3 protein-coding genes are annotated in these 2440 nt (G+C 60.0%); all 3 read right to left on the bottom strand.

Going from position 1 to position 2440, the window contains the following annotated elements:
- Nucleotides 1-43: 43 nt before the first annotated feature.
- The 3 genes from tcyN to tcyJ are packed head-to-tail and all read right to left on the bottom strand — an operon-like array spanning nucleotide 44 to nucleotide 2253.
- Complete coding sequence (tcyN, locus tag JWR98_RS29115) at nucleotides 44-790, bottom strand: L-cystine ABC transporter ATP-binding protein TcyN (RefSeq protein ID WP_078731087.1); 747 nt, start codon at nucleotides 788-790, stop codon at nucleotides 44-46.
- 3 nt (nucleotides 791-793) lie between these two features.
- A complete protein-coding gene (tcyL, locus tag JWR98_RS29120) occupies nucleotides 794-1459 on the bottom strand; it encodes a cystine ABC transporter permease (protein ID WP_003171003.1) in 666 nt (221 codons plus the stop codon).
- Nucleotides 1459-2253 carry a cystine ABC transporter substrate-binding protein gene (gene tcyJ / locus JWR98_RS29125; RefSeq protein ID WP_003171004.1) on the bottom strand — a complete coding sequence of 265 codons (795 nt, stop codon included), beginning with the start codon at nucleotides 2251-2253 and terminating at the stop codon, nucleotides 1459-1461. Before tcyJ ends, tcyL begins: the two co-directional genes overlap by 1 nt.
- Between the last annotated feature and the right edge of the window lie 187 nt (nucleotides 2254-2440).

Here is a 2440-nt window from a genome sequence, read left to right on the forward strand (position 1 = left end):
ACGCAGCCTCGCCAGGGCTCGACAGCTGCTACTCGGAGGCGCTTCAGTGGGCCAGGAATTTGCTCAGAAATTGCCGGGTGCGTTCTTCCCTGGGGTTGGCAAACAGCGCCTTGGCTTCGCCCTGTTCGACGATCACGCCCTTGTCGAAGAAGATCACCCGGTTGGCCACGTCCCGGGCAAAGCTCATTTCGTGGGTGACGATGACCATGGTGCGGTTCTCTTCGGCCAGGCTGCGGATGGTCGCCAGCACTTCGCCGACCAGTTCCGGGTCCAGCGCCGAGGTGGGTTCGTCGAACAGAATCACCTCCGGCTCCATGGCCAATGCACGGGCGATCGCCACGCGCTGTTGCTGGCCTCCGGACAGGCGCCGTGGGTAGGCGTCTTCCTTGCCCGCCAAGCCAACCCTGGCCAGCAGTTTGCGACCCAGCGCAAGGGCGGCCTCGCGTGGCATCTTCTTGACCACGGTAGGGCCTTCGATGACGTTTTCCAGCGCGGTGCGGTGCGGGAACAGGTTGAAGTTCTGGAACACAAAGCCCACATGCTGGCGCAAGCGCCGCACCAGGCTTTGCTGCTGGTTGAGCGGTTTGCTGCCGTCAATCTGGATATCGCCCACCTTGATGCGACCGCTGGTGGGTTCTTCAAGGAAGTTGAGGCAGCGCAGGAAGGTGGTCTTGCCGGAACCGCTGGGGCCGATGATGGCGACGACTTCGCCTTCCTTGACCTCAAGGTCGATGCCGTTGAGCACCACCTGACCGTTGAATTGTTTGGTCAGCTTTTCAACCACGATCATGCTTCAAGGCTCCAGGTCATGCCGGTTGACCCGGTCTTCCAGACGATTTTGAAAATACGCCAGGATGCTCGCCAGCACCCAGTAAATCAGGGCGGCGGACAGATACATGGTGAAAATTTCGAAGGTGCGCGCCGACACCAGTTGCGCCTGGCGAAACAGCTCGGGCACCTGGATGGTGGCGGCCAGCGCCGTGTCCTTGACCAGCGAGATAAAGCTGTTGCCCAACGGTGGCAGGGCGGTGCGCATGGCCTGCGGCAGGATGGCCCGGCGCAGGGTTTGCGCGCGGGTCATGCCGATGCTGGCGGCGGCTTCCCACTGGCCGCGCTCGATGGAGGCGATGGCGGCTCGCAGGATTTCACAGGCGTAGGCGGCCATGTTCAGCGAAAAACCGATCATGGCCGCCGGGATCGGATCCAGCTCGATGCCCACTTGCGGCAAGCCGTAGTAGATCAAAAACAGCTGTACCAGCAAGGGCGTGCCGCGAAAGAACGACACGTAGACGCGGGCGGGCAAGCGCAGCAGCTTGAAGCGCGACAGGCGCATCAAGGCCAGGCCGAAGCCCAGCAGCAAACCGAAAAACATCCCGCCCAGGCTCAGGATCACCGTGTAATACGCGCCCTTGAGCAGAAAGGGCGCGGAGTCCAGCGCGAGTTGGAAACTTGCTTCCATTATTGAGTGACGTCAGCGTTGAAGTACTTCTCGGAGAGCTTCTTCAAGGTGCCGTCTGCGCGCAGCTTGTCGAGGGCCTTGTTCACCGCATCCAGCAGCTCAGGCTCGCCTTTGCGCAGGGCGATACCGGATTCCTGACGCGAGAAGGCGTCGCCGGCAGCCGCGGTGTCCGGGGCTTTCTTGGCGTATTCCAGAGCGGCCAGGCGGTCGATCAGGATGGCGTCGATACGGCCGACTTTCAGGTCCTGGAACTTGGTCGGGTCATCGTTATAGGTCTTGATGATGGCTTTGGGTTGGTTGTCCTTGAGCCATTGTTCGTAGTTGGTGCCCAGGCCTACGCCGACTTTCTTGCCGGCCAGGTCGTCGGCGGTCTTGATGGTATCGACGTTTTTCTTCAGCACCAGTGCCTGGATACCGGAGACGGTGTAAGGCTTGGAAAAGTCGTACTTCTTCTTGCGCTCTTCAGAAATGGTCACCTGGTTGACCACCGCGTCCAGACGTTTGGATTCCAGGGCCGCGAGGATGCCGTCCCATGGTGTGGCCTGCAGCTTGACCTTCACGCCCAGCTCCTTGGCCAGGGCTTCGGACAACTCCACTTCGAAACCGCTGAGCTTGCCGCTTTCATCGACGAAGCTGAACGGCGGGTAGGTGCCCTCCAGGCCGATCTTGATCTCGCCGGCCTTCTTGATGTTGCCCAGTTGCTCGCCGGCAACCGCCTGGCCCAGCCACCCGGCGCCGAGCGCCAGACCCAATGTGCCAACCAGCAATGTGCGACGGAATGCGGAAATAGTCATGAAGAGCCCCTGTGTTTTTTATGTTGAGCGAAGCAGGTGACGCGGTAGGCGTATCCTGCCTTAAAGCGCGAAGCGCGTCTTCGCCTTCGGCGCGATGATAAAGACGGTTTTTAAGACTTGAAAATAATATAAATCTTAATTCATATTCCATTTTTGAATATGAATCTAGTGTGGGAGGGGCTTGCCC

The organism is Pseudomonas lactucae (assembly GCF_016937615.1).
GTDB lineage: Bacteria > Pseudomonadota > Gammaproteobacteria > Pseudomonadales > Pseudomonadaceae > Aquipseudomonas > Aquipseudomonas lactucae.

What these genes read in the sequence shown, in the direction of transcription:
- tcyN (WP_078731087.1), bottom strand. Translation starts at nt 790, where the DNA reads ATGATCGTGGTTGAAAAGCTGACCAAACAATTCAACGGTCAGGTGGTG.
- tcyL (WP_003171003.1), bottom strand. Translation starts at nt 1,459, where the DNA reads ATGGAAGCAAGTTTCCAACTCGCGCTGGACTCCGCGCCCTTTCTGCTC.
- tcyJ (WP_003171004.1), bottom strand. Translation starts at nt 2,253, where the DNA reads ATGACTATTTCCGCATTCCGTCGCACATTGCTGGTTGGCACATTGGGT.